The following is a 26,913-nucleotide window of genomic DNA, read 5'->3' as shown; positions in this document are numbered from 1 at the left end:
GATACGATGGATTTATTTGATTATATGCGGAAAAATACGATCGAGCAGGAGGCACCGCTGGCATCCAGGCTGCGCCCGTCCACGCTTGACGAGGTGGTGGGACAGAAGCATATCATAGGAAAGGATAAGCTTTTGTACCGGGCGATCAAGGCGGATAAGCTCGGATCGCTGATTTTTTACGGACCGCCCGGAACGGGCAAAACGACGCTGGCGCGCGTGATTGCCAACACGACGAGCGCGCGTTTTGAGCAGCTCAACGCGACGGTGGCGGGGAAAAAAGATATGGAACAGGTCGTGCAGGATGCCAAGGATGCGTTGGGGATGTACGGAAAGCGCACGATCCTGTTTATCGACGAGATTCACCGCTTTAATAAGGGGCAGCAGGACTATCTTCTGCCGTTTGTTGAGGATGGTACGATTTTGCTCATTGGTGCGACGACGGAGAATCCGTATTTTGAGGTCAACGGGGCGCTGATTTCCCGATCCCGTATTTTTGAGCTGAAACCGTTGGAAAATGCGGATATCCGCGAGCTTTTAGAGCGGGCGCTCCATGACAAGGAAAAGGGTATGGGAAGCTATCGCGCGGAGGCGACGGACGAGGCGCTCGATTTTCTGGCCGATATGGCAGGCGGAGACGCGCGCGCGGCGCTCAATGCGATCGAGCTTGGTATTCTCACAACGGAACGGAGTGAAGATGGGCTGATTCACATCACACTCGATGTAGCCCAGGAGTGCATCCAGCGCCGCGCCGTGAAGTATGACAAGACGGGGGACAACCATTACGATACGATCTCAGCGTTTATCAAGAGTATGCGCGGTACCGATCCGGATGCGGCAGTTTATTATCTGGCGAAGATGCTGGATGCAGGCGAGGATATCAAATTTATTGCGCGGCGTATCATGATCTGTGCATCGGAGGATGTCGGCAATGCGGATCCGCAGGCGATTCAGGTTGCGGTCAGCGCGGCGCTGGCAGTGGAGCGGATTGGTCTGCCGGAGGCGCGGATTATCCTGTCGCAGGCGGCTACCTATGTGGCGAGCGCGCCGAAGAGCAACGCGGCGTATGTGGCGGTCGATGAGGCACAGGAGGCGGTCAGGTTAAAGGGCAACTTTACGGTGCCGTCCCATCTGCGCGACTGCCATTACAGCGGGGCGGAGAAGCTGGGGCATGGTGACGGGTACAAGTATGCACATGATTATCCGAACCATTATGTGAAGCAGCAGTACCTGCCGGATGGACTGGAGGGCAGCACATTTTACCGCCCGTCAGAAAATGGGTATGAGAAGAAGATTGGGGAGTGGCTGCACTTTCTGAAGGGCTCTGAATGAGAAAAAGCTTCTTTTTAGATGGATTTTGCCGATGCTACGCATTCCAAATCGGCAAAATCTGCTGCCGGAACTGTATCGTACGGAATTTTCAGTTCAGAAAATTCCTACCTGTGAACAGTTACTATGTTCCTGAATTGATATGTATGAAGAAAATGTTTACTTGAATTTTTATGAAAACCGTTTATAATAAAACCAAGGTGGCTGCCGGATAAAGAGCAGTCACAGCATAAAAGGCTATGTTAAAAAGGTATGCCGGGCAGGTATCTGCCTGTCCGGTTTCGTGTAAGTACCTGGAAGACATCCACACGTTTCTTATTTCTGATTTTTGAATCCCAGAGAATATGACACAATTAAACAGGGTAAGGAGAATTATATGAGAGAAAAATTAAAGACACTCCCTCTGGTGCAGCTTCGGGAAATGGCGAAGGCACAGGGGTTAAAGGGGATCAGCACCCTGAAAAAGGCGGAGATCATAGACAGGCTGTGCGAACTTGAGAAGCCGGCGGAAGGGGGACAGAAAGAAGAAACGCCCCAGGCTTCTGTCAGTGAGCATCCGGCTGGATCGGCGGAACCGGCAGAGAGAATGGAAATGCACGTGCAGCCGCGCAGAACGGATGCAGGGCAGAATACATCGGCACAGACGTATTCGCAGCCGCGGAGATCTGCCAACGGAGAACGGGTTGCGGGAGGGCAGAATTCCAGCTATGAGCGCCGCAGCGAAGGCGGATACCGCCGGAATGAATACGGCTCCTATACACGCCGTGAGAATAATAATACCCGTTATCAGGATAACCGCAGACGCGAGTACACGCAGCGAGAGGGGTATCAGAGAAATTCCTATGTGCCGCGTAACAATTACAATGAAGCGATGAGCGCAAGAACCGAGTATAGCCAGCCGGAACATACCGCACCGGCACCGCAGATGGCAGAAGCAGCCTCCGAGTACAGTCAGCCGGAACGTACCGCGCCGGTGCAGCAGATGGAAAGCACCCGTACCGAGGTGGAAAATGCACGCATGGAGGATCTGAAAAATGAATTTCAGGAGTTGGACAGCGGCATCGAGGCGAACGGAATCCTGGAGGTTATGCCGGATGGATTTGGATTTATCCGTTGTGAAAACTTCCTGCCGGGTGAAAATGACGTCTATGTGGCGCCGTCCCAGATCCGCCGTTTTAATCTGAAAACTGGTGATATCGTGCGCGGAAGCCGTCGTGTGAAGTCGGCGACGGAGAAATTTGCAGCATTATTATATATTAATTCGGTCAATGGATACCCGACCAGCGTGGTGGAAAAACGTCCGAATTTTGAAAATCTGACGCCAATTTTCCCAAATGAACGTCTGCACCTGGAATATCCGGGGGTTAAGACTTCCATGGCGATGCGCGTGATGGATCTGCTGTCCCCGATCGGAAAAGGACAGCGAGGCATGATCGTATCCCCGCCAAAAGCCGGAAAGACCACCCTGTTAAAGCAGGTGGCGACGACCATCACAAAGAATCATCCAGAAATGCACCTGATCATCCTTCTGATCGATGAGCGTCCGGAGGAGGTGACAGATATCCGTGAGACGGTAACGGGAGAAAATGTCGAGGTCATCTATTCGACGTTTGACGAGCTGCCGGAGCGTCATAAACGTGTGTCGGAGATGGTAGTAGAACGGGCGAAGCGCCTTGTCGAGCACGGAAGGGACGTTATGATTCTTTTAGACAGTATCACCCGTCTGGCAAGGGCTTACAACCTGGTGGTTCCGCCGAGTGGACGAACTCTTTCAGGTGGTTTGGATCCGGCAGCGCTGCATATGCCGAAGCGCTTCTTCGGTGCGGCGAGAAATATACGCGAGGGCGGCAGCCTGACGATTCTGGCGACCGCGCTGATTGAGACGGGCAGCCGTATGGACGATGTTATTTACGAGGAATTTAAGGGAACCGGCAACATGGAGCTGGTGCTTGACCGCAAACTTTCCGAGAAGCGCATCTTCCCGGCGATCGATATCCTGCGTTCCGGTACGCGAAGAGATGATCTGCTTCTTTCGTCCGCCGAGGCGGAAGCGGTCGATATCGTCCACAAGGCGACCAACACGCAGAAACCGGAGGATACCGTCGAGCGAATCCTGGATCTGTTTGCCAAGACGAAGAACAATGCGGAATTTGTGGAGATCACGCGGAAAAAGGGGTCATTTTACTAAAAATCATGTTTCATCAATAGCGCATCTGTGAGGACTTTCTTCCAGGCAGGAAAACAGGACTGTAAGAAGAAAAATAGTATTGAAAAATAGATAAAATTGCTTGCTAAAAAGTACACACCATGATATAATTATAAGGCTGTATTAACAGACGGTAGTTCTGACATCTGCGTGAGTCGTCCTTACGAGTGGAAGGAACGCTTAAATGATGGAATAGCGTGCCTGGATGTGCGGAGCTTTATATAGAGCCGTTTTAAGACGGCTTGCAATTAAAAAAGCGGTCGGAAATCGCAATGAAAAATTCAGAGAGGTGAAAGAAATGAGAGAAGGAATCCATCCAGCCTATTATCAGGCAAAAGTAGTTTGCAACTGTGGTAACGAGTTCGTAACTGGTTCTACCAAGAAAGACATCCACGTAGAGGTTTGCTCCAAGTGTCATTCATTCTACACAGGCCAGCAGAAAGCAGCCGCTGCCCGCGGACGTATCGATAAGTTCAACCGCAAGTACGGCATCAACGCAGGCAAATAAGTTTGAACCATGTAAAGGTTGGGTTTTAGTGGCGACATTAAACTCAGCCTTTTTGTTTTCTTCTTTTTTTATTTTGAAAGGACAGCATGAAGTATTCAGGAATTGGCGGTCAGGCGGTAATTGAAGGAATCATGATGATGAAAGGCGAGGACTATGCAGTGGCAGTCCGCCGGCCTGACAAAGAGATAGAAGTAAAAAAAGACACATACCAGAGTATCACGAAAAAAGCGAAGATTTTACAGCTCCCGTTTGTGCGCGGCGTGTTCCGGTTTGCAGATTCGATGATCATCGGCATGCGGAGTCTGTCGTATTCCGCCAGCTTTTTTGAGGATGATGAGGATGCAGAGCCGGGAAAATTCGAACAGCTTTTAGACCGTGTGTTCGGCGAGAAGCTGGAGAGTGCGATCATGGCAGCAGTGCTGGTAATTTCGTTTATCCTGGCAATTGGTATTTTTATGCTCCTGCCGCTGGGGATTGCGAACCTGTTTAAGGGAGTTATCACATCGGATCATCTGATGGCAGTGCTGGAAGGTGTGATCCGGATCGCGATTTTTATTATCTATATTAAACTCGTTTCGCGGATGGAGGACATCCGGCGGACATTTATGTACCACGGGGCGGAGCACAAGTGCATCAACTGTGTGGAACACGGACATCCGCTGACGGTAAAATATGTGCGCGAGAGCTCGAAGGAGCACAAGCGCTGTGGTACTAGTTTCATATTGATTGTCATGGTGATCAGTATTCTGATGTTTATGGTGATCCGGGTCGATACGATCTGGATGCGGATTTTGAGCCGTATTATTCTGGTTCCGGTCATTGCGGGTATATCATATGAGGTATTGCAGTGCGCTGGACGGAGCAATTCGAAGTTTATGGATCTGGTGAGCCGTCCGGGTATGTGGATGCAGGGTCTGACGACGAAGGAGCCGGATGACTCGATGATTGAGGTGGCGATCGCGGCGACCGAGGCAGTTTTTGACTGGAGAGAATACCTGACGGAGAATTTCCCAGGCTGGGAAAAGCAGCTGGAAGAGTCATAAATAGAACACGGTACGACAGAGGGGATGAGTCGATGAGCGAGGAAAACGGAAGAACAGACCTGACCTGGAGAGAACTGTTGGATGAGGGCGGCGCGCGCTTAAGTGAGGCGGGTGTGCCGGACGCAGGGACGGATGCCTGGTATCTGATGGAAGCGGCGTTCGGGATTGACCGGGTGCATTATTATCTGGATCAGAACCGTCCGATCCATGCGGAACGCCTGGAAAAGGGCTATGGGCGCTATCAGGAAATGCTTCAGAAACGGGCAGAGCGCATTCCACTGCAGCAGATTCTGGGAATGCAGGATTTTATGGGAATGACATTTTCTGTCGATGAAAATGTCCTGATTCCGCGCCAGGATACGGAGACGTTAGTTGAGCGGGTTCTTCGGGATTACCCGGAAAAGGATCTGAAACTTTTGGATATGTGTACCGGATCCGGCTGTATCGCGATCAGCCTTGCCGTGCTTGGCGGCTACCAGAACGTGACGGCGGTGGATATTTCCGAGGCGGCGCTGCGCGTGGCAAAGAAAAATGCGAGACGTCTCTTTTTGATTCAGAAGGGAACTGCGCGGTCAGAATCGTTTCAGGTATCGGAGGATCCGTGGTGCATCCGCCTGAAAACGTGGCTGGCAAAGGGACCGCGCCTGCAGGCAGAGATCGAGGAACACAGTCTGACACTTTTGCAGAGCAATCTGTTTCAGGCGGTGGAGGCGGATGTCATGTACGATGTGATTGTGTCGAATCCGCCGTATATCCCATCGGCGGTGATCGACGGTCTGGAACCGGAGGTACGCGACCATGAGCCGCGGCTGGCGCTGGACGGCAGCGAGGACGGTCTGTATTTTTACCGGGTTCTGGCGCTGGAGTGCAGCAAACATCTGAACAAGGGAGGCTGCGTATATTTTGAGATAGGATATGACCAGGCGGAGGCGGTCAGCCGGATACTGACCATCGCCGGGTATCGGGAGATAGAAGTGATAAAGGATGAGCCGGGGCTGGATCGCGTGGTAAAGGCACGGTGGAACCGTTAGACGATAGAGGAGGATATCATGTTTGACAGATTGGATGATTTGCTGATCCGTTATGAAGAGCTGATGGAAGAGCTCGGCAGCCCGGAAGTGGCAAGCGATACAAATCGTTTCCGCAAGCTGATGAAGGAGCAGTCGGATCTGGCTCCGATTGTGGAGGCATATAAAGAGTATAAGAAGGCAAAACAGGACGTAGAGGACAGTCTGGCGCTTCTGGATGAGGAATCCGACGAGGAGATGCGCGAGATGGCGAAGGAAGAGTTAAATGCTGCGAAAAAGCGCATTGAAGATCTGGAGCAGGAATTAAAAATTCTGCTTCTTCCGAAGGATCCGAATGATGAAAAGAACGTTATCGTCGAGATTCGTGCAGGTGCAGGCGGCGATGAGGCGGCATTATTTGCGTCCGAACTGTACCGTATGTATGTGCGCTTTGCAGAGCGCAACCGCTGGAAAACTGAGCTTGTCAGCGTCAGTGAAAATGGAATCGGCGGCTTCAAGGAGGTCGTTTTCATGATTACCGGCCAGGGCGCTTACTCCAAGATGAAGTACGAGAGCGGTGTCCACCGTGTACAGCGTGTGCCGGAGACCGAGTCCGGCGGACGTATCCATACCTCGACCGCGACGGTTGCCGTGATGCCGGAGGCAGAGGATGTGGACGTTGTCATCGATGATAAAGATATCCGTATTGACGTTATGCGTGCGTCCGGAAACGGTGGACAGTGTGTCAACACGACTGACTCCGCGGTACGTCTGACCCATATTCCGACCGGTATCGTGATCTACAGCCAGACTGAGAAATCGCAGTTACAGAACAAGGAAAAGGCGTTCCGTCTTCTGCGTTCCAAGCTATATGATCTGGAGCTGGAGAGACGCCAGAATGAGGAAGCGGCAGAACGCCGCAGCCAGATCGGTACCGGTGACCGTTCCGAGAAGATCCGTACCTATAACTTCCCGCAGGGACGTGTGACCGAGCACCGCATCAAATTGACCTTGTATAAGATCGATTCGATCATGGACGGCGATCTGTATGAGATCATTGACAGCTTAATTGCAGCCGATCAGGCGGCGAAGCTGGCGAAGATGAATGAGGGCATCTAAAGAATTAGAGAAAACGGAAGGGGGATCCTATATGGAAAGAAGAGATAAAGTCAATTATTATTTGGATCTGGCGGAAATGGTTTCGCAGCGGAGTACCTGTCTGCGAAAGCACTACGGGGCAGTGATTGTGAATAACGATGAGGTTATCTCGACCGGCTATGTGGGTGCCCCGCGCGGACGGAAAAACTGTTCCGATATCGGTCGCTGCATCCGCGAGGAGCTTCATGTGCCGCGCGGCGAGCGGTACGAGTTGTGCCGCAGTGTCCATGCCGAGGCCAATGCCCTGATCAGTGCCTCCAGAGAGCGCATGATCGGCGCGTCGCTGTATCTGACCGGTGTCGATGCGAGAACCGGCGGGTATGTGGAAAAATCGAGCTGCTGTTCGATGTGCAAGCGCATGGTAATCAATGCCGGAATTGAACACGTCTATATCCGTGATACGAAAAATGAGTACCGAAAAGTCGATGTAGAAGATTGGATCCGCGAAGATGAATCGCTGGAAGGAAAATTTGGGTACTAAGAAGCGCACAGGAGACGGCGCTGCCCGCTGGGCACGCCGCATCTTCTGTGCTTTTTTGATCGTGATTGGATGTCTGGTTCTGGCGGATGGTGTGGGGGATGCGGTTAGAAGGGCGGAAAACAGAGGTTTCCAATCTGAAGGAAATGTAGAGCAGAAGTTATCTGGAAAATCTGATTCAGATGCGTCAGAGCCGATATGGCAGCCAGATTTCGCAGCCTTAAAATGTCAGAATGCCGACGTCATCGCCTGGATTCGCATTCCCGGTACTCACATCGACGAACCGATTGTCCAGACAACCGACAATGAATCGTACCGCAGCATCGGGTTGGATGGAAAACCAGATCCAGCCGGGACTGTCTTTCTGGACTGCGAGAGTGCACCGGATGCATCGGATTTTCATTCGATTTTTTACGGGCATCATATGAAGGACGGAAGCCGGTTTTCCGAGCTGATCCGCCTGAAAGACGAAGATTTCTTCCAGAAGCATCGGACGGCTTATCTCTATTTTCCAGATGGGAAAAGGCGGACACTCCGTCTGATTGCAGCGCTCACTGCGGGCAGTCAGGGGGAACGGCGTAGGACGGAATTTGCGGATCGGTCGGAGATGCATCCTTATATAGAAGAAATGACGGAGGGATGCCGGTTTCGCGAGCTGCCAGACGAGGAGGTTTCCCACTTGTATTCCTTTGTGACGTGCAGTTATGAATTTGCGGATGCGCGGACGATTGTGTATGCAGTGGATGAGTGATGCTCATAGATTGTACAATGCAAGAACAGTAGAGGGAAAAAACGTGTAAACATAGAAGAAGTGCAAAGCAAATAAATTTGCAAGCAGCAGGCAAATGTGGTATATTACTTATAGTGATGAGATCTGCCTTTTTTTAGAAAAGAGGCGTGAAAATAAAACATATGAGGAGAACAAGATATGAAGGGTATCGTTTTAGCAGGCGGTTCAGGCACACGCCTTTACCCGCTGACACGCGTAACTTCCAAACAGCTGCTTCCGATTTATGACAAACCGATGATTTACTATCCGATCTCCGTTCTGATGAACGCGGGAATCCGGGATATTCTGATTATTTCGACACCGGATGACACACCGCGTTTTAAGGAATTGTTGGGCGATGGACATCAGTTTGGTTTACATTTAAGCTATGCCGTGCAGCCAAGTCCGGATGGACTGGCACAGGCATTTATCATCGGCGAGGAGTTCATCGGGGATGATTCCGTAGCGATGATTCTGGGGGACAATATTTTCCAGGGTCAGGGACTTGTGAAACGCCTGCGTGCTGCTTCTGCCAAGAAAGAGGGCGCGACTGTATTCGGCTACTATGTCGATGATCCGGAGCGCTTCGGTATCGTAGAATTTGACGACCAGGGCAAGGCGATCTCCATCGAGGAGAAGCCGGAGAAACCGAAGTCCAATTACTGTGTAACGGGTCTGTATTTCTATGACAACCGGGTAGTAGAGTATGCGAAACAGTTAAAACCGTCTGCCAGAGGCGAGCTTGAGATCACCGATTTGAACCGCATCTATCTGGAAAATGGCGATCTGGATGTCATTCTTCTGGGACAGGGCTTTACCTGGCTCGATACCGGTACACATGAGTCCTTAGTTGAGGCAACCAATTTCGTTAAGACAGTAGAGACCCACCAGCACCGCAAGATCGCGTGCCTGGAGGAGATTGCGTACTTAAACGGCTGGATCAGCAAGGAAGAGGTGCTGGAGGCATACGAGGTATACAAGAAAAACCAGTATGGCAAATATCTGAAAGACGTACTGGATGGGAAATATGTTGATAAAATACATCAGAATTAAAAGGAGTTAAAACAATGAAGATTATCGTGACAGGCGGAGCCGGATTCATCGGCGGAAACTTCGTACACCATATGGTAAATAAATACCCGGAGTATCAGATCATCAACCTGGATCTTCTGACCTACGCGGGCAACTTAGAGACACTGAAACCGGTTGAAAACAAACCAAATTACAAATTTGTACACGGCGATATCGCAGACCGCGACTTCGTGTTTAAGCTCTTCGAGGAAGAAAAGCCGGACATTGTGGTAAACTTTGCAGCAGAGAGCCACGTAGACCGTTCCATCACGGACCCAGAGGCGTTTGTCCGCACCAACGTCATGGGAACGACCACCCTGCTGGATGCCTGCCGCACCTATGGAATTAAACGTTATCATCAGGTATCGACCGATGAGGTATACGGCGATCTGCCGTTAGACCGCCCGGATCTCTTCTTCACAGAGACGACCCCGCTGCATACCTCCAGCCCGTACTCTTCTTCCAAGGCGAGTGCGGATCTGTTTGTACTGGCATACCATAGAACCTACGGACTTCCGGTGACAGTATCCCGCTGCTCCAACAACTACGGTCCATATCATTTCCCGGAGAAGCTGATTCCGTTGATGATCAGTCGTGCGCTGGCAGACGAGGAACTTCCGGTATACGGCGACGGCGCGAACGTCCGCGACTGGCTGCACGTATCCGATCATTGTGAGGCGATCGATCTGATTCTCCACAAGGGACGCGTCGGTGAGATTTACAATATTGGCGGACACAATGAGAGGACCAACCTGGAGGTTGTCAAAACCATCCTGAAAGCGCTGGACAAGCCGGAAAGCCTGATCCGTTACGTCAAGGATCGTCCGGGTCATGACCGCCGTTATGCGATCGATCCGACCAAGATCGAGACGGAGCTTGGCTGGAAGCCGAAATACAATTTTGACACCGGCATTCGTCAGACGATTGACTGGTATCTGAACAATCAGGACTGGTGGAAACACATTTTAAGCGGTGAGTACAGCCAGTACTTCGAAAAAATGTATGGAGATAGATTATAATGAGAGTATTAGTGACAGGCGTTAAAGGCCAGCTTGGCTATGACGTGATGAATGAGCTGAAAAAACAGGGTCTTACTGGCATCGGTGTGGATGTCGATGAGATGGATATTACCGATGCAGAGGCATGCCGCCGCGTGATCACCGAGGCAAAGCCGGATGCAGTGATCCACTGCGCTGCATATACTGCAGTAGACGCAGCGGAACAGAACATGGAACTCTGCCGTAAAGTCAATGCAGATGGAACGAGAAATATCGCTGAGGTCTGCAAAGGTCTGGACATCAAAATGATGTACATCAGCACCGATTATGTATTCAACGGTCAGGGCACCCGCCCGTGGGAGCCGGATGACCACCGGGAACCACTCAACGCCTACGGTCAGTCGAAGTATGAGGGTGAGCTGGCAGTCGAGGAGCTGGTAAAGAAGTTTTTCATCGTCCGTATCGCGTGGGTATTTGGCGTGAACGGCAAGAACTTCATCAAGACGATGCTGCGCGTTGGCAAAGAGCGCGGGGCAGTCAGTGTTGTGGATGATCAGATCGGTTCCCCGACTTACACATACGATCTGGCGCGTCTGCTGGTTGATATGATTCAGAGTGATAAATATGGTCGTTACCATGCGACGAATGAGGGACTTTGCAGCTGGTATGAATTTGCAGCTGAGATCTTTAAGCAGGCGGGCATGGACGTCAAGGTGACGCCGGTCAGCACTGCTGAGTATACAGCTACTTATCCGGGTCAGGCAAAACGCCCGATGAACAGCCGGATCAGCAAAGAAAAACTTTCGGACAACGGATTTGAGCGCCTTCCGTCCTGGCAGGATGCGGTAGGTCGCTATCTGAAAGAAATTCAGTAAAAAATGTGCAATCAGACATAGAAAGCAGCAGCGGCAGAAAGTGTGAAGCGCCGTTGGCTGCAGGATTTTCTTCAGGTTGGAATCAAAATCGTAGAAGGTCATGTATGTTAGTGGGGTATTTCCATAAATGTACATGACCTTTGGACTCTGTATTTGATGATGTAGGAGGAACTCTCAAAATGGGTAAATATTTTGGAACAGACGGATTCCGCGGCGAGGCAAATGTGACGCTGACCGTGGAGGACGCCTATAAAGTAGGTCGTTTCCTGGGCTGGTACTATGGACAGAAGACGAAAGCAGATCGCTGCCGGGTCGTGATCGGCAAGGATACGAGACGCAGCAGCTATATGTTTGAGTATTCGCTGGTATCGGGACTGACCGCTTCCGGCGCAGATGTCTATCTGCTTCACGTGACAACTACTCCGAGTGTATCGTATGTTGTACGCACTGAGGAGTTTGACTGCGGTATCATGATCTCCGCAAGCCACAATTCATACTATGACAACGGAATCAAGGTCATCAATGGACGCGGCGAGAAACTGGAGGAGGAGACGATCGAGAAGATTGAGTCGTATCTGGATGGCGAGATGGGCGAGATTCCATTTGCCAAACGCGATGCGATCGGACGCACCGTTGACTATGCGGCGGGACGTAACCGCTATATCGGTTATCTGATTTCCCTGGCAACACGGTCTTTCAAAAATATGCGGGTAGGTCTTGACTGTGCAAACGGAAGCGCTTCCGCGATTGCGAAAAACGTATTCGACGCACTGGGCGCGGAGACACATGTCATCAACAACACGCCGGATGGTCTGAATATCAATACAAATTGCGGTTCCACCCACATCGAGGGACTGCAGAAATATGTGGTTGAAAATCATCTGGACGTTGGATTCGCTTATGATGGAGATGCGGATCGCTGCCTGGCAGTGGACAGTGAGGGCAAGCTGGTGGATGGCGACAAGATCCTCTATGTATGTGGAAAATACATGAAAGAACAGGGGACGCTGGTCAACAATACGGTTGTCACCACGGTTATGTCGAACTTCGGTCTTTATAAGGCATTTGAGCGCGAGGGCATTTCCTATGAGAAGACGGCGGTTGGCGATAAGTATGTCTATGAAAATATGTCCCAGAACGGTCACTGCCTGGGAGGCGAGCAGTCGGGCCATATCATTTTCAGCAAGCACGCGACGACCGGAGATGGCATTTTGACATCATTAAAGCTGATGGAAGTGATTCTGGAGAAGAAAGAGACACTTGCAAAGCTGGCTGATGAGGTGCAGATTTATCCGCAGGTTCTGAAAAATGTCAGAGTCAAGGATAAAGAGGCGGCGCAGGCAGACCGCGACGTGCAGGCGGAGGTTCAGAAGGTATCAGATGCGTTGGGCGATACCGGTCGAATCTTAGTTCGTCCGAGTGGCACGGAGCCGCTGATCCGCGTGATGGTCGAGGCACCGACGGATGAAATCTGCGGAAAATATGTAGCGCAGGTTGTAGAAATGATAGAGAAAAAGGGACTGGCAGAGTAGGACATGAGAGAGCAGTTGACAGAAAGTGATGTAAAGAAGATTCAGGAAGAGATCGACCATCGGAAGCTGGTGGTCCGCAAAGAGGCGATCGAGGCGGTCAAGGAGGCGCGCGCGCAGGGTGACTTGAGCGAAAACTTCGAATATTATGCTGCTAAGAAGGATAAGAACCGGAATGAAAGCCGTATTCGCTATCTGGAAAATATGCTGAAGCACGCCAAGATCGTATCGGAAGAATCCCGCCCGGATGAGGTCGGAATGAATGATACGGTTACCCTATATTTTGAGGATGACGACGAAGAAGATGTATACCGTCTGGTAACGAGCATCCGGGGCAATTCCCTAGAAAACCGGATCAGTATCGAGTCGCCGCTCGGAAAAGCGATCGAAGGACACCATGTGGGTGACCAGGTGGAAGTGAAGGTCAACGATAAGAGCAGCTATGTGGTGGAGATCCGGAAGATCGAGAAGACGGGGGAAGAGGATTCGGATCGGATTCGGAGTTATTAGTTGTAACGCAAAGGAGAGTTTTGATTACTATGAAATTTGAAGAATTATGTGATGCACGTTATTCACTTCGTAAATTTGACAGCCGTCCGGTTGAGGCAGAAAAATTACAGAAAGTGCTGGAGGCAGGACGCAAAGCCCCGACGGCACATAACTTACAGCCACAGCGCTTTTTCGTGATGCAGAGTGAAGAGGCGCTGGCGAAAGCGGATGCATGTACGGCGTGTCATTTTCATCCGCCGGTCGTGATTGTAGCGGTCTATGATCCGGAGATCGCCTGGAAACGGGAAGAGGACGGGAAAAACCATGGAGAGATCGATGTGACACTGGCGGTTTCCCAGATGATGCTGCAGGCAGCAGAGCTGGGACTGGGAACGACGTATGTTGGTATGTTTAATCCAGAAAAACTGCTGGAGCAGTTCCCGGAGATGAAGGGCTTACAGCCGACGGCCTATCTGCCGCTTGGATATCCGGCAGAGACGGCTCATCCGTCCAGGCTGCATGCAGATCGCAAGCCGCTAGAAGAGCTGGCAGTATTTCTGTAAAATATAGACAATCCGTAACTGTCCAGTACCTTCACAGTCACGCGCAAAAATCCATTAAAAATTGCCTGCGGCAATGGGATTTTTGCCTGCTGGCCCATGTTTTCGTACGGTCAGCGCAGTAAATGCGCAGACCTACTGAACAGTTACGACAATCCTTTATTTACCATAATCCTTAATTGATACAGTCTGTTTCCTGAAAAGCTTGGAGACAGGCTGTATTTTTGTGTAATGCCAATGATGCGCACTCGCGCGAAGCAGAAATATGTAACGATATATCTTGCAATCCATGTGCATTTAAAAGTATAATAAAAAAATATGAAGAGAAGCATGAAACGATGTAGGATGAGAAAAGGAAATTGTATGTTATTAAGAGAATATTTAAAAGAATGGACCAAAGAAGACTTATTAAACGAAGCAAGAAGCTACGAGTTAAAGAACTGTTCCCGGCTTAAAAAGGATGACCTGATTGACCGAATTGTAGAATATTTAACGACAAAAGAGGCACTCCGGGGCAGACTTTCATGCCTGACGAAAGAGCAGATGGTGCTTTTTTGCAAAGCCTGTACCGAGCCACAGAAAATTTCTGCAGAAGAGATTATGGATGGAATGCAGTTATATAAATACGTACTTGGAAGTTTTGAGGAAGTGAGTGACTGCTTTACTGTCTTTGAAGAGATTGCACAGGGTTTTAGCGGGATTGACGATGAGGCATTCCGGGCGGTTCAGAGCAAAAAAGGCTGGCTGATGAAGTGTATCAGCTTCTTTATCGATTATTATGAGATTGCGCCGCTGGAAATTTTGTATGAACTGTACAAATTGAAGGTGAAAGGCACGATCGAAGAAATGATCGGGATGCTGGAGGAAATGCCGGAGGACATCACAGAATCCTGCATTTTCCCGATGGAGAAACTGGGAATGCAGGACCTGCCAAAAGAGAATCCGCTTTATTCCGAGAGGGGCTTGTATGTACATCTTCCAGTTTTTGAGGGTGATGGACTCACTGCTTTGTTGAAACAGCAGCAGAATAAAAAATTCTATATTCCGTCTGCACAGCAGTTGGATGAAATCTGTCAGAAAGGGTATGAGGCAGGGGTACTGGCTTATAAGGAGCTGGAGTCCTATTTCATAAAAAAATTGGATGTGCCGTATGAGAAAGCGGCTAGATGGTGCTTTGAGACGTGGACCAGCAGCTATGAAGGAAAATCACCGGCAGAACTGATGAATAAGATGCATGAAGAAGGGATTGTCTTCCAGAGCGAGCAGCAGATGGGCGAATTTTTAAGACTTCTCATGGATGCGTTCAACAATACGAGAACAAAAGAAAACCGCGGAAATAAACCGTGGGAATTAAGTGAGAGAGGTATGATCGGCGGCATGCCGGCGATGGTGCCGGAAATGTCCCAGCCAGCACCGGTAACCGCGAAAAAGGTGGAGAAGATTTATCCGAATGATCCGTGTCCTTGCGGATCTGGGAAGAAATATAAGAAGTGTTGTGGAAGAAATTAATACTCAGAGGTGAAATGAAAAATGCAGCAAGAGAGGAAAGAAATATCTGGCAAAGCTAATACGATCGCTGGTTTTTCCATCCCTCTGTATCTAGGCATCTTGGCGCTGGTGGTGGTCTGTATGTATATGGACTGTCTTCCGGCAGGCTTGGTCGGCGGCATGATTGCGCTGATGGTGCTGGGCGAGGGACTCAATTTTTTGGGAAATCATACACCGGTTGTGAAAACGTACCTGGGCGGCTCGGTCATCTGTATTCTGGGGGCGGCAGTCATCCAGGCGCTGGGGCTGATTCCAGAGCAGACGCATGAGATTCTGGACAATTTTGTCAACAAAGAAGGATTTCTGGTCTTCTATATCTCAGCGCTGATCACAGGAAGTCTTTTCAATATCGACCGCGGGCTTCTGATCCGCGCAACGGTGAAACTGCTTCCGACAGCTGTCATATCGCTGGCAGTCGGCGTGATACTTTCAGGTCTGCTCGGTATGGTGATGGGGGATAGTTTTCTGGAAGGCATCCTGTATATCGGTATTCCGATGACGAGCGGCGGCATGACGGCGGGAGCAGTGCCTCTGTCGGCAATGTATTCGTCGGTTCTGGGGACGGACGCCGGACAGATCCTGACGCGGATCGCACCGGCGACGGTGCTGGGAAATTGTGTGGCGATCATTTTTGGCGGTTTAGCCAATAATATCGGCGAGCGAAAGCCATCCCTGACCGGAAATGGCTGCCTTGTCAATGACGGTCACGAAGTGAAGAAACAGCCTCCGATGAAACCGACCTTCGCACTCTTATGTACGGGGCTTATCATTTCAATGGCATTTTATGAACTGGGGGCGATCTGCCATCATTTTATTTCGATTGTACCGACGTATGCGTGGATGATTGTAGCAGTTGTGATTGTGAAGGGAACGGGAATCCTTTCAGAGCGCCTGGAGGACGCGGCGAGAGAGTGGGGACAGTTCGCGATCCACAGCTGGACAGCGGCGGCGCTGACCGGAATCGGGGCGACGCTGATTGATTTAAAGACGATTTTACACACGATCACTCCATTTTATCTGCTCAGTGTCGTGCTGATTGTCGGGGCGATCACACTGACCGCCGGATTGATCGGCATCAAGATGGGATTTTATCCGTTGGAATCATCGATCGCAGCGGGGATGTGTACAACGAACATGGGCGGCTCCGGAAATGTAGCGGTGCTCAGCAGTTCGAAACGGATGGAACTGCTTCCGTTTGCACAGATTGTGACGCGTTCCTGCGGGGCACTGATGCTGACCATTGGGGGCGTGCTGATACAGCTGCTGGCGAGGTAAAAAAAGAATGGTGCTTGACAGAGAAATGTACCTGATAGAGGGAAAATAAGTGGAAACAGAGGAATAGAGAAATAGAGAAATAGAGAAATAGGAAAAAGCTGGGAGGTACGGCTTATGAACATATTCATTGCGATCATGCTGGTGTTTGCGGCAGCCGGTCTTGTGGATGAGATGCTGGGAGGAAAGCTGGGGCTGATGCCGAACTTTGAAAAGGGGCTTGCCACCATGGGCGGTCTGGCGATGTCCACGGTCGGATTTTTTGCGATCGGAGTTACATATGTGCAGACCCACGCGGAAGCGATTGCAGAGGCGGCAAAGCATATGCCGTTTGATCCGGCGCTCATTCCAAGCTGCCTTCTGGCGCCGGATATGGGGGCGCTTGGCATGGCACAGAAGCTGGCGGCGACACCGGCTCTGGCGGCATTTACCGGTGCGATGGTAGCAGGCAGTCTGGGAATGACGGTCGGATACCAGCTGCCGGTCTTTCTGGCAGCTGTTCGAAAAGATGAAATAGGAGAGCTGATGCGGGGGTTCATCTTCGGTCTGATTGCCATACCGTCTGGTCTGGCGGTCGGAGGTCTGATGCTGGGTCTGCCTGTCCGTCAGCTCTTTTTTAATATGATCCCGGTGCTGGTGCTGTGCATGGTGCTGATTGCGGCATTTGTGCTGGTTCCGGCGCTGACGATGAAGATCATGATTTTCCTCGGAAATGCGATCCGTATTTTTAGTTTTCTCCTGTTTGGTGTGGCAGTCTTCGGAATTTTCATGCCGAAGTATGCGGTTGTCGAGGATGCCTTGATTGAGGAAATGCTTTTTATGGTACTCCGTATGGTCATCGCAGCGTGCGGCGGTCTGGTGCTGTCGCAGGTGGCGTTAAAACGTCTCCAAAAGCCGATCCAGCGTATTGGGGCGGTCCTGGGTATCAATGAGGAGGCAGTTGTCGGACTGTTCCTTTCCTTTATACAGAGCCTTGCGATGCTGCCATTGTTTTCCAAGATGGATAAGCGCGGAAAAGTATTAAATGCCGCTTTCTCTGTGGCTGGTGCCTATGTGGTAGGCGGTCAGATGACCTTCGTAGCCTCCCTGATACCGGGAAACTGGGTAACAGCCTATATGATCAGCAAGGTGCTGTCAGGCGGTCTGGCAGTTGCCCTGGCGTTTATCTCAGTCGAGAAGATTCCTGCATTAGGTGGCGAGTAACAGCAAATTTGACTAAAATTATCTAAGAAGGACAAAAATGATAACAGAGTAGAGCGGAATATCTGATATTGAGATAAAGATAAAGAAATAAGAAAGCCCCGGCAGTTTCGCTGCCGGGGCTTTCCGCCCTTTTGGGGCTATATCATTTTCATAGAAGGCATTAATAGGTTACAATGAAGACTTTTAGAGTTGTCAAACGGTTGCGAGCAATTAACAGCAGCCACAGCCTCCAAAGCTCTGCTCGGTTCTCTCAATGATCTCGTTCTGAAGCGGTTTATCCAGGTTACGGAAGTAGTCACTGTATCCGGCTACACGGACGATCAGTTCTTTGTATTCCTCCGGGTTCTTCTGAGCTTCAATCAGAGTCTGGCGGTCGATAACGTTGAACTGCATATGATGTCCGTTCATAGCGAAGTAGGAACGAATCAGAGCAGCCAGGTTGTCAATACCCTTCTCGCCTGCGATAGCAGCCGGAGTAAATTTCTGGTTCAGCAGAGTACCGCCGGTTTCACAGTGGTTCATCTTGGAGCAGGATTTAACAACTGCGGTCGGTCCGTTGATATCAGCACCCTTCTCAGGAGAGATACCCTCAGACAGAGGATTATGAGCCAGACGGCCGTTCGGAGTAGCGATCATAACATCACCGAAGTATACGTGGCAGGTGGTCGGAAGCATATCTACATGATATACACCGCCTCTGGTGGTCGGTCTGCCGGTAATATAATCTTTGTACTCATTGAATACACTTACCATGATGTCATCTGCATAATCATCATCGTTGCCGTATTTCGGAGTTTTATTCTTAACCAGGTTCAGAATGTCCTCATGGCCCTTGAAATCGTCGTTCATAGCGTCGATGAGTTCTTTCATGGTAAACTTCTGATTGTCAAATACGTTGAACTTGATAGCGGAGAGTGCATCGGAAATAGTGCCGATACCAACACCCTGGATGTAGCTTGTGTTGTATCTCGGGCCGCCTGCGTTGTAGTCTTTACCTTTCTTGATACAGTCATCGGTACAGATGGAAAGGAACGGAGCCGGCATCATCTGAGAGTAGATTCTCTCGATAACCAGGTTGCCGCGCATCTTAACATCGATGATGTACTCAAGCTGTGTCTTGAATGCGTTCCACAGTTCGTCATAGGATTTGAAGTCTTCTGCTTTGCCGGTGTGCGGTCCGATCTGTTTTTTGAACATTACATCGTAGCCATCATACAGAGCGAGCTGTAAGCACTTAGGGATGTTTAAGTAACCGGTCAGCCAATAAGCCTCGGTTCCCCATGCACCTGTCTCAACACATCCGGAGCATCCAGCGTTTCTTGCATCTACCAGAGATTTGCCCTGATTTACCAGCTCCTGAATCAGCTCATCGGTATTGTAGAATGCCGGCTGGCCCCAGCCCTGACGAGCGATCTCGCAAGCTCTCTTTAAGAACTTATCCGGAGTAACTTTGGAAATCTGTACGTTGGAGTTCGGCTGGTTCTGTCTCATATCTTCCATACAGTCAAGGATTAAGTAAGAAACAGCGTTAACTGCATCAGTACCATCTTCCTTAACACCGCCGGAGTTGATGTTTGCGAAGTCTACGTATGTACCGGACTCTTTTAAGGTTACGCCAACTTTAACCGGAGCCGGAGAGTTGAACAGTTTAACCCAGAGGCACTCAAGAAGCTCAAGAGCTCTTGTATCATCCAGAGTACCTGCAGCGGTATCTTTCTCATAGAACGGAATCAGATGCTGATCCAGACGGCCCGGTGTAAAGGCATCCCACGGGTTTAACTCGGTTGTAACGCCAAGGTGTGTAAACCAGTACATCTGAAGTGCCTGCCAGTAGGTCTCCGGTTTGTGCTCCGGAACAACGGCACAGTTAGCTGCAATCTGCTCAAGCTCTGCTTTTCTGACCGGATCCTTCTCCTCAGCAGCCTTCTCAAGAGCCAGATCATGATATCTCTTACCTAAGATAATGATAGCATCGCAGCAGATATCCATAGCGCGAAGCTCCTGCTCTTTGTCATAAGCTTCCGGATCATTGAAGTAGTCAAGATCTTTGATAGCCTGCGCGATCTCTTTCTTGTAATCGCCGTAGCCCTTGATGTAGAAGTTCTTGCCGCCGGCTGTATGGCCCGGTCCACGCTGCTCCATGAACTCGGTAAACATACCAACCTCATAGCAGTCTCTCCATTCCTGGGTCATAGCTTTTAAGAGATGCTCTCTGACTGCACGGTTCTTCCAGTACGGAATGATCTCTTCTTCCTGAAGCTTTAGATCGTCTTCGGTAACAGTGAAGTTAACCAGTTTACGATCATTCATGATGTGCATATCTTCGATGGTGTGACAGCACAGCTCCGGGAAAGTCGGTGAACACTGCGGGTCTTTGCCCTTCTCACCAACTAACAGCTCATCCTCGCCTAAGTAAAGAGTTTTTCTGGAGAAGTACTCTTTCAGAACGAGAGCTCTTAAAACCGGTACAGATACGGAACCTTCGTACTCTTTGTAAACATCGGTTTCAATTTTTGCTCTTTCCAGATCCAGATGCGGCTGGGTGGAATGGCTGATTCTTCTCAGTCTTTTAATTCTCTCGGTACATCCGCGGTCGTTGTCTTTTAACAGACCTTCTGGTGTGTTGATTACGAATGAAGTATCAATTTTCTCTGCCATTTAAATCATCCTCCTATATTGACTTTGTTGAATCCCTGTTCTTCGAACATGGACTTAAAGTGTTCCATAAGCTCGGACACCGGTACGCTCATCTCATCATCATGGTACTCCATGTCGAGGCTGGCGTATTTACCCTTTCCGATGTCATGATAAGGTAAAAGGTTTACCTGACGTGCGTGAATATTATTTTCCTTCAGGAAATGGATGACACTTTCAATGTGTTCATCGGTTGCGTTGACCTGCTGGATAATCGGAAGCCGGATGTAAAGACCAGCGCCCTCATCACTTAATTTCTTTAAGTTCTCAAGAATCAGTGAATTGTCAACGCCGATATATTTCTTGTGGTCTTCCGGATCCATCACCTTGATGTCGTAGAGAAAAACATCTACGTAAGGAAGAATCCGCTTCAGATTCTTATAATCTGTGTAGCCGCTGGTGTCGATGAAAATGCTGACACCGTTCTCGTGGAGCTTGCGACAGACTTCTTCCACATAGTCCATATGCTGGGAAGCCATAACCTCGCCGCCGGAGAGTGTTACACCGCCGCCGGACTGCTCATAGAAGATTTTGTCCTTCATCGCTTCCTTGACAAGTGCATCTACCGTGTATTCCTTACCGGCCAACTCCCGGGCCTCTGTGATGCACCAGTCGGTACAGACGCCGCAGGCGGTACACTTGGAACGGTCAAATACAATCTTGCCGTCTACGATGGAATTGGCTCCCTGTTTACATTTTGCAACGCATCGGCCGCAGGTGGTACATTTGTGCTGATGAAAAATCAGTTCCTTATAATAATGCTGACTCTCCGGGTTGTGGCACCACATGCAGCGTAAGGGACATCCCTTGAAGAAGATCGTGGTGCGGACACCATCGCCGTCGTGCGTTGAAAATTTCTGGATGTTAAATATGTAAGGAGTTTCTGCCATTCTTTCCCCCTCCTTTGCAAAAAAACTAGACTGTGTTCTAGTTCTGAGTCTATAATACTACAACCATCTCAAGAATACAAGAGTAAATTGAAAAAAATGTATTAATTTAATTTTTAACAGACGAATCTGAAAAATAATCATCCGATCACGCTGAAACAAGCGGAGTGCGGAATGACTATAAAAGAAAATTAATATAACATATAAGATACCATAGAAAAATGGGGCTTACAATCGGCAAAAGTGAGGATATTATGCGTGAAAAGAAAGTGAAAATTGTAGAAAAGATAAAATGGTGTGAATATTCATAAAATACAAAACAAAAACAAAAAATTAAGCACAGTTAAAAAGGCGTCGCACAAATATGAAAAGTGAAAATCAAGATAGAAGTGAAAAAAAGCTAAAAAACCAGAATAACACGTAGAAAAGAGCAGTAGAAAACAAAATGAATACGAAGCTTGAAATAATGGATACTGTTTCACAGGTAGGCACTTTTGGAACCGAAAGTGCCGTAAGAAAGCGTGGTGGCAGCAGGAATTTGCCGTATTTAAATGCGAAGCCACGGCAAATTCCGTTACTGGGCACGTATGCGTGAACAGTAACAAAAAATGAAATAATTTCGCTCATGTGAAAGTTGCCCGGTTGACAAGAGGAATTTTGACATGGTATAGTAAAAATGTATAAGGATGTTTCGGGAAGTATTAGAAGAACCCGGACAGCAGAAGCCAGGAAAACTATATTTCGAGCTGAAAAACCTAACACAGTATATTGTCAGGGTTTACAGCCAATGGGTATCAGGGGAAACTCGGATGCCTCCCGCATTTGGAAAGAAATGCATTGGAAAGAGAAGTAGGACCTGCTGCTTATTAGGAAGAAAGGCAGCTGGTAAAAGGCGGCGCATCCTCTGCCAGAGTCTCGTTCCGATGAAATGTTTTTCAGCGTATTCTTAAACAAAAGAAGGGAGAAGAACAATTTCATGAAGAAGACAAACAGAATCATTGCATTGGCAATGGCGGCCATGACAGCATTGTCTATGACAGCCTGCTCCGGAAGCGCAAAAGAGACAACGGAGGCGGAAAGCGCCGCAGAGACAACCGCAGAGGCTGCTGAGGAAAGCAGTGCAGAGGAGACCAAGGAAGCATCCGGAGAGACGCTTCTGATGGCAACGACGACCAGTACCGATAATACAGGTCTTCTGGATTACTTAAAGCCAATCTTTTTAGAGGATACAGGTATTGACTTACAGTGGACGGCAGTAGGAACCGGTGATGCGATTCAGAAAGCAAAAGATGGTGAAGTCGATGTGATACTGGTTCATTCTAAAGCAAAAGAAGAAGAATTTGTGGAGAGCGGCTACGGTGTAGAGCGCTTCCAGGTTATGTATAATGATTTCGTGATCGTAGGACCGAAGGATGGTCCGATTGCAAAGACGGATGATATCAACGCTGCATTTAAGCAGATCATGGACGAGCAGCTGACATTTGTGTCCCGTGGAGACAACTCTGGTACCCATAACAAGGAGACCGGAATCTGGGAGAAGCTGGGAATTACAGATTATGAGAGCAATCCAAATTATGTATCGGCAGGCGCTGGAATGGCTGATACACTGGCGATGGCAGATGAAAAAGGTGGCTACTGCCTGTCTGACCGCGGTACCTGGCTTGCCAAGAAGGCAGATTTCCCGGATATGGATATTGTATGTGAAGGCAGCAAGGAACTTTTAAACCAGTACGGCGTTATCGCAGTAAATCCGGAGAAATATCCGGATGTCAACAACGAGGCGGCGAATACGTTTATCAAGTGGATCTGTTCTCCGGAAATCCAGACGCTGATCGGTGAATACGGCGTAAAGGAGTACGGCGAGCGTTATTCTTCCCGAATGCAGAGCAGAAGTAAAATACTGCCGGATGATATGTGGTAGTGCTGGAATTAGCGTATTTAAACGAATAAAGCAGGCAGTTGAACCTTGCAGAATTTATAATGTATAAACAGGAAACCGGAGAAGGGAGGATGCACTTTTTCCGGTTTTTCTGTCATTAAGAATTGAGAAAATGAGAACGCCTGCAGAACATAAGGTGTTTCAGTGGATATGCTGGGAGAAAAAATATGGGAAACCTGTTTTCAAAATTTTTTGGTACGGTCGGAGTGATAGATTCTATCCGGGTAACGCTGGTGATGTCTTTCTGGTCAACCTTGATTGCGTCCATGCTTGGAATTTTTCTGGGACTTGTGCTGGAGCAGACGAAATTTCCAGGAAAAAAGCTGGTAGTCCGCGTGAACCGGACCTTGATGGGAGCACCTCCGGTTGTCATCGGACTGCTCACATATATGCTTTTGAGAAAAAAAGGTCCGTTTGGGGCGCTTCGATGGGTATTTACGATCAAAGGAATGGTGGCAGCTCAAGTTCTGATCATTACTCCGATCGTCTGTGGAATGGTATATTCATATGCGGTCCGCACGGCGCCTTCGATCCGGGCGTTTGCCAGGACGATGGGAGCTGACCGGCATCAGACCGCGCGGCTTCTGCTGCGTGAAATGAAAAATGAAATTTATTTTGCGGTTGTGTCTGGATATGGGCGTTCCATCAGTGAGGTCGGGGCGGTCTTTCTGGTAGGTGGAAATATAAAAAACAGCACCCGGACAATGACGACTGCGATTTCAACCCTGAAAGGTGCAGGCGATTATTATGAAGGGGTATTTTTGGGAGTGATCCTGATGCTTCTGGCATTTGCGGTACAGACATTGGCAGAACATTTCAGACAGGAGGAGACACCGGATGAAAATCTCTAAGCTGCAAAAGAAGATGGGTCAGTTTACGCTTCAAATCGAGGAACTGTATCTGGAGAGCGGGAAGGTTCATGGTCTGATAGGAACCAATGGCTGCGGAAAAACAACACTTTCCAAGCTGATACAGGGGATATTGGTTCCAGATGGCGGGAGGATTGATTACGAGGGACTGACACCCCGGGATATCACGATGACAACACAGAGACCGTATCTTTTGCATGATACGGTGTATCAGAACCTGATCTATCCGCTGAAAATACGGGGAATCCGCCCAGATGAGGCGAAGATGGATGCCTGGCTGGAACGATGTGGGCTTCTGCAGAAAAAAAATCAGTATGCCCGTTCCCTGAGCAGCGGGGAACAGCAGAAATTATCATTTATCAGGGCTCTGGTATTTGACCCTGCGTTTGTGATTGTTGATGAGACACTTTCCAACCTGGATCCTGACAGTACAGAATTGTTTGAACAGCTGATGCGGGAGCAGCAGACGAAAAATAAGATGACATGGCTGCTAATCAGCCATCAGCTGGTGCATGTCCGCAAGATTTGTGACCAGGTACATTTTATGGAACAGGGGAATGTTCTGGTGTCTGGAACACCGGAAGAAATCCTTCTTCACCCCTCTCACCCGTCCATACGTCGATATCTGGCAGATACAGAGGTTTCATATCGCGAAAATGAAAAAAGTTCAGAAATATGAATAAAAATGCGAGATGATTGCGCTGAATGTGAAAAAAATGGAAAGAGTTTTGCTTGGGATGATTGACACAGTTTGTGAAAATGTGGTATAATTTCTGGTAGAAAATCATGAGAAAGAGAATTGTCGCACGAGAGCGGCAGTTATACAGAGTTGATTTCGAGCTTTTCTGCCTAAGCTGTGAACTGATTCACAGGATGGAAGAAAAGCCAATGGGTATCCGGGGAAACGCGGGTGCCTCCCCGCATCAGACGATGCATTGGAAAGGAATAGCTCTCGGATGACCGGGATGAAGACCCGGAAGTTCTGGAAAAGAGCAGTAAATTCCGCCAGCCCAAGCAAAGCCTGATGTAGATAAGTGAATATCAGCAGAAAGCCGTAAGAGGCAGACTGCATCATCAGGAACGGATACAGAGAGCGGAATGTTTTCTGTATTCGTTTTTTTGTTTCATTCGGAGAGGCGGCCTATGAATCAAAAGCACTTCGCGTGGATGCGTACCTTCGCGAAGAAGAATCATGCCGCAAGGGAGGAATTATGAAGTTATTGAAAGTTGATACGCTGGCGCAGGCGCGGGAACGTCTGCTTGAAGCGGCAAAAGAGTGCCTGCCGGAGACGGAGCGGGTTGCGCTTGCAGATGCGTCTGGCTGTATTTTAGCAGAAGATATTGTCTCTGGGGAAATGATTCCTGCATTCCGCCGTTCCAGTGTAGATGGGTATGCAGTCTGTTCAAAGGACACGGCGGGCGCAACAGAAAGTATCCCGGTTTTTCTGAAGGTGCTGGAAGAAGTAGAGATAGGACATCCGGCGGTATCAAAGATTGAACCGGGCACCTGTGCCTATGTGCCGACCGGCGGCATGGTTCCGGAAGGGGCAGATGCCATGGTGATGGTAGAATACAGTGAACGGTTCGGAACAGATGAGGTTGCCCTGTATGAAAATGTTCCGTATGGGAAATGCATCGTGCTTCCGGGAGAAGATGTAAAAACCGGGGATATAGTCCTTAAAGCGGGAACCCGGATTGGCCCGGCGCAGGCGGGAACATTGGCAGCGCTTGGCGTGGTTCAGGTTCCGGTTTTTAAACCGTGGAAGGTGGCAGTTCTATCGACGGGCGACGAACTGGTCAGGAACGATCAGGTTCCTGGACCGGGACAGGTGCGGGATATTAATACATGGGCGCTGTCCTGTTATGTGAAGAAGACAGGTCTGGAGCTTGTTTCGGCAGAGGCAGTGAGGGATGAAGAGGTACTTTTAGAGGACAAAATCAGGGAGGCGGTCAAAGCCTGTGATTTGATTCTGATCTCCGGAGGAAGTTCCCAGGGAAAGAAGGACATGACTATGGAGATATTAAACCGCATCTCCAAGGAGGGAGTATTTACCCATGGGCTGGCACTGAAACCGGGAAAACCGACGATTCTGGGATATGATAAAGAGAAACATACGCTGTTAGGAGGACTTCCTGGGCATCCGGCAGCAGCGCTTACCGTTTTCCACTTATTATTTGTGTGGCTCTGGAAGCAGGTAACCGGTCAGCCAGATCAACCTCCGCTAGAAGCCTTTATGACAACGAACCTGGCGGGGGCACCCGGAAAAACAACCTGCCTGCTGGTAAAGCTTCAAATAGCTCCGCAAGGGCTGGAGGCAGAACCGGTATTTGGAAAATCAGGCTTGATTTCGACGATGGCAGAGGCAGACGGCTACGTTCTGATTGATATGAATCAGGAGGGACTGAAGAAAGGTGAGCAGGTGAAGGTATACCGTTTTTAAAATGAATTGCTTCCAGAAGGGCGACGGAGAATAAAGGATCGGC

Annotated in this window: 23 protein-coding genes and 2 riboswitches; of the genes, 21 read left to right on the top strand and 2 right to left on the bottom strand. The window is 49.3% G+C overall.

Features of this window, described 5'->3' with window-relative positions; translation table 11 throughout:
- Nucleotides 1-6 precede the first annotated feature (6 nt).
- The 17 genes from DWX91_RS06905 to DWX91_RS06825 all read left to right on the top strand — a co-directional run bounded on the left by DWX91_RS06905 (nucleotide 7) and on the right by DWX91_RS06825 (nucleotide 18,040).
- Nucleotides 7-1,329 carry a replication-associated recombination protein A gene (locus DWX91_RS06905; RefSeq protein WP_117796079.1) on the top strand — a complete coding sequence of 441 codons (1,323 nt, stop codon included), beginning with the start codon at nucleotides 7-9 and terminating at the stop codon, nucleotides 1,327-1,329.
- A gap of 373 nt (nucleotides 1,330-1,702) precedes the next feature.
- Nucleotides 1,703-3,514, top strand: a complete 1,812-nt coding sequence (rho, locus tag DWX91_RS06900; RefSeq protein WP_118538563.1) for a transcription termination factor Rho — start codon at nucleotides 1,703-1,705, stop codon at nucleotides 3,512-3,514.
- A gap of 316 nt (nucleotides 3,515-3,830) precedes the next feature.
- Nucleotides 3,831-4,040, top strand: coding sequence for a 50S ribosomal protein L31 (gene rpmE / locus DWX91_RS06895; protein WP_022360607.1), 210 nt, complete (start codon nucleotides 3,831-3,833; stop codon nucleotides 4,038-4,040).
- Nucleotides 4,041-4,126: 86 nt separating this feature from the next.
- Nucleotides 4,127-5,083: a DUF1385 domain-containing protein gene (locus DWX91_RS06890; protein WP_118472588.1), complete on the top strand. Its 957-nt coding sequence runs from the start codon at nucleotides 4,127-4,129 to the stop codon at nucleotides 5,081-5,083.
- A gap of 32 nt (nucleotides 5,084-5,115) precedes the next feature.
- Nucleotides 5,116-6,114: a N5-glutamine methyltransferase family protein gene (locus DWX91_RS06885; RefSeq protein WP_118293365.1), complete on the top strand. Its 999-nt coding sequence runs from the start codon at nucleotides 5,116-5,118 to the stop codon at nucleotides 6,112-6,114.
- 18 nt (nucleotides 6,115-6,132) lie between these two features.
- Nucleotides 6,133-7,209 carry a peptide chain release factor 1 gene (gene prfA / locus DWX91_RS06880; protein ID WP_107001390.1) on the top strand — a complete coding sequence of 359 codons (1,077 nt, stop codon included), beginning with the start codon at nucleotides 6,133-6,135 and terminating at the stop codon, nucleotides 7,207-7,209.
- Nucleotides 7,210-7,240: 31 nt separating this feature from the next.
- Complete coding sequence (locus tag DWX91_RS06875; RefSeq protein WP_022360603.1) at nucleotides 7,241-7,729, top strand: deoxycytidylate deaminase; 489 nt, start codon at nucleotides 7,241-7,243, stop codon at nucleotides 7,727-7,729.
- Nucleotides 7,698-8,477, top strand: coding sequence for a class B sortase (locus DWX91_RS06870; RefSeq protein WP_118538561.1), 780 nt, complete (start codon nucleotides 7,698-7,700; stop codon nucleotides 8,475-8,477). Before DWX91_RS06875 ends, DWX91_RS06870 begins: the two co-directional genes overlap by 32 nt.
- Before the next feature lie 177 nt (nucleotides 8,478-8,654).
- Nucleotides 8,655-9,548: a glucose-1-phosphate thymidylyltransferase RfbA gene (gene rfbA / locus DWX91_RS06865; RefSeq protein ID WP_022360600.1), complete on the top strand. Its 894-nt coding sequence runs from the start codon at nucleotides 8,655-8,657 to the stop codon at nucleotides 9,546-9,548.
- Nucleotides 9,549-9,562: 14 nt separating this feature from the next.
- Entirely contained in the window at nucleotides 9,563-10,585 is a 1,023-nt protein-coding gene (gene rfbB, locus DWX91_RS06860) for a dTDP-glucose 4,6-dehydratase (RefSeq protein WP_022360599.1), read from the top strand.
- Nucleotides 10,585-11,439, top strand: a complete 855-nt coding sequence (gene rfbD / locus DWX91_RS06855) for a dTDP-4-dehydrorhamnose reductase (protein WP_118472592.1) — start codon at nucleotides 10,585-10,587, stop codon at nucleotides 11,437-11,439. Before rfbB ends, rfbD begins: the two co-directional genes overlap by 1 nt.
- 179 nt (nucleotides 11,440-11,618) lie before the next feature.
- A complete protein-coding gene (gene glmM, locus DWX91_RS06850; protein WP_118472593.1) occupies nucleotides 11,619-12,971 on the top strand; it encodes a phosphoglucosamine mutase in 1,353 nt (450 codons plus the stop codon).
- Nucleotides 12,972-12,974: 3 nt separating this feature from the next.
- Nucleotides 12,975-13,478, top strand: coding sequence for a transcription elongation factor GreA (gene greA / locus DWX91_RS06845; RefSeq protein ID WP_118472594.1), 504 nt, complete (start codon nucleotides 12,975-12,977; stop codon nucleotides 13,476-13,478).
- A 29-nt stretch (nucleotides 13,479-13,507) separates the two neighbouring features.
- On the top strand, nucleotides 13,508-14,020 hold the full coding sequence (locus DWX91_RS06840) for a nitroreductase family protein (RefSeq protein WP_118472595.1): 513 nt from the start codon (nucleotides 13,508-13,510) through the stop codon (nucleotides 14,018-14,020).
- A gap of 360 nt (nucleotides 14,021-14,380) precedes the next feature.
- A complete protein-coding gene (locus tag DWX91_RS06835; RefSeq protein WP_182431313.1) occupies nucleotides 14,381-15,526 on the top strand; it encodes an SEC-C metal-binding domain-containing protein in 1,146 nt (381 codons plus the stop codon).
- Between the two features lie 21 nt (nucleotides 15,527-15,547).
- Nucleotides 15,548-16,840, top strand: a complete 1,293-nt coding sequence (locus tag DWX91_RS06830; RefSeq protein ID WP_118472597.1) for a 2-hydroxycarboxylate transporter family protein — start codon at nucleotides 15,548-15,550, stop codon at nucleotides 16,838-16,840.
- Between the two features lie 114 nt (nucleotides 16,841-16,954).
- Nucleotides 16,955-18,040 (top strand): ethanolamine utilization protein EutH, encoded by a 1,086-nt coding sequence (locus DWX91_RS06825; protein ID WP_118472598.1) that lies wholly within the window; start codon nucleotides 16,955-16,957, stop codon nucleotides 18,038-18,040.
- Between the two features lie 210 nt (nucleotides 18,041-18,250).
- Here DWX91_RS06825 and hypD read toward each other — a convergent pair whose 3' ends face one another.
- Nucleotides 18,251-20,698 (bottom strand): trans-4-hydroxy-L-proline dehydratase, encoded by a 2,448-nt coding sequence (gene hypD, locus DWX91_RS06820; protein WP_117796067.1) that lies wholly within the window; start codon nucleotides 20,696-20,698, stop codon nucleotides 18,251-18,253.
- Between the two features lie 5 nt (nucleotides 20,699-20,703).
- Nucleotides 20,704-21,624: a trans-4-hydroxy-L-proline dehydratase activase gene (locus tag DWX91_RS06815; protein ID WP_118468393.1), complete on the bottom strand. Its 921-nt coding sequence runs from the start codon at nucleotides 21,622-21,624 to the stop codon at nucleotides 20,704-20,706.
- A gap of 724 nt (nucleotides 21,625-22,348) precedes the next feature.
- Nucleotides 22,349-22,470: riboswitch (molybdenum cofactor riboswitch) on the top strand.
- A gap of 127 nt (nucleotides 22,471-22,597) precedes the next feature.
- Here DWX91_RS06815 and DWX91_RS06810 point away from each other — a divergent pair.
- The 4 genes from DWX91_RS06810 (at nucleotide 22,598) to glp (ending at nucleotide 26,870) form a co-directional block, all read left to right on the top strand.
- Nucleotides 22,598-23,542, top strand: coding sequence for a substrate-binding domain-containing protein (locus DWX91_RS06810; RefSeq protein WP_243098998.1), 945 nt, complete (start codon nucleotides 22,598-22,600; stop codon nucleotides 23,540-23,542).
- A 185-nt stretch (nucleotides 23,543-23,727) separates the two neighbouring features.
- Nucleotides 23,728-24,411: an ABC transporter permease gene (locus DWX91_RS06805; RefSeq protein ID WP_022360331.1), complete on the top strand. Its 684-nt coding sequence runs from the start codon at nucleotides 23,728-23,730 to the stop codon at nucleotides 24,409-24,411.
- Nucleotides 24,398-25,108, top strand: a complete 711-nt coding sequence (locus tag DWX91_RS06800) for an ATP-binding cassette domain-containing protein (protein ID WP_118472599.1) — start codon at nucleotides 24,398-24,400, stop codon at nucleotides 25,106-25,108. The genes DWX91_RS06805 and DWX91_RS06800 overlap by 14 nt, the downstream gene beginning before the upstream one ends.
- 142 nt (nucleotides 25,109-25,250) lie before the next feature.
- Nucleotides 25,251-25,391: riboswitch (molybdenum cofactor riboswitch) on the top strand.
- 249 nt (nucleotides 25,392-25,640) lie between these two features.
- Entirely contained in the window at nucleotides 25,641-26,870 is a 1,230-nt protein-coding gene (glp, locus tag DWX91_RS06795; RefSeq protein ID WP_118472600.1) for a gephyrin-like molybdotransferase Glp, read from the top strand.
- Nucleotides 26,871-26,913 lie beyond the last annotated feature (43 nt).

Source organism: Clostridium sp. AF22-10 (assembly GCF_003478725.1).
GTDB lineage: Bacteria > Bacillota > Clostridia > Lachnospirales > Lachnospiraceae > Otoolea > Otoolea fessa.
Note: the sequence above shows the minus strand (reverse complement) of the source record. Positions and strands in the feature narration are given on the sequence as shown.